Raw genomic sequence first — 1,169 nt, forward strand, 5'->3', positions numbered from 1 at the left:
AACCTGTCGCTGCGCGAAGGCGAGATCGTCGGTTTGCTGGGCCGCTCGGGTTCGGGCAAGTCGACGCTGTTGCGCATCATCGCGGGGCTCATCGAGCCGACCGACGGCGAAGTCACGTATATGGGCAAGCCGCTCGAAGGGCCGGCCGAGGGCGTCGCGATGGTGTTCCAGACGTTCGCGCTGTTTCCGTGGCTGACCGTGCTGCAGAACGTCGAGGCGGGGCTCGAGGCGCAGGGGGTGCCGGCGCGCGAACGGCGCGAGCGCGCGCTCGCGGCGATCGACCTGATCGGTCTGGACGGCTTCGAGAATGCGTATCCGCGCGAGCTGTCGGGCGGCATGCGCCAGCGCGTGGGGTTCGCGCGCGCGCTGGTGGTCGACCCGACGCTGCTGCTGATGGACGAGCCGTTCTCGGCGCTCGACGTGCTGACGGCCGAGACGCTGCGCACCGATCTGCTGGACCTGTGGACGCAGGGCCGCATGCCGATCAAGTCGGTGCTGATCGTCACGCACAACATCGAGGAAGCGGTGTTCATGTGCGACCGCATTCTCGTGCTGTCGTCGAACCCGGGGCGCGTGATTGCCGAGATCAAGGTGCCGTTCAAGCATCCGCGCAACCGTCTGGACCCGGCGTTCCGCAAGCTGGTGGACGACATCTACGCGAAGATGACGGCGCGCCAGACCGGCGAGACGACGCGCAAGGGGCTCGAGCTGCATAGCTGGCTGCCGCACGTATCGACGAACCTGATGGCGGGTCTGATCGAAACGCTGGCGGCCGCGCCGTATCACGGGCGCGCGGACATGCCGGAAATCGCGCGCTCGCTGCACCTCGAGGTGGACGACCTGTTTCCGATCGCCGAAGTGCTGCAGAACCTGGGCTTTGCCGACGTGCGCGAGGGCGACATCTTCCTCACGCCGCCGGCGCGCGTGTTCGCCGAGTTCGGCACGCAGGAGCGCAAGCTGATGTTCGCCGATCACCTGCTCAAGCACGTGCCGCTTGCGGCGCGGATCAAGAAGGTGCTCAACGAGCGGCCCGGTCACCGTGCACCGCGCGTGCGCTTCGAGCAGGAGCTCGAAGATTTCCTCTCCGATAGCGCGGCCGAAGAGACGCTCGACGCGGTGATCAACTGGGGACGTTATGGCGAGATCTTTTCGTATAACGACCAGTCGGA

Annotated in this window: 1 protein-coding gene; it reads left to right on the forward strand. The window is 66.6% G+C overall.

Annotation, left to right across the window (positions count from 1 at the left end; all coding sequences use genetic code 11):
* Positions 1 to 1,169, forward strand: a 1,169-nt coding sequence (locus QYH69_RS35830) for a nitrate/sulfonate/bicarbonate ABC transporter ATP-binding protein (RefSeq protein WP_308836336.1), incomplete at both ends; no start/stop codon positions are given.

The organism is Paraburkholderia sp. SARCC-3016 (genome assembly GCF_031119615.1).
In the GTDB taxonomy this organism is placed as follows: domain Bacteria; phylum Pseudomonadota; class Gammaproteobacteria; order Burkholderiales; family Burkholderiaceae; genus Paraburkholderia.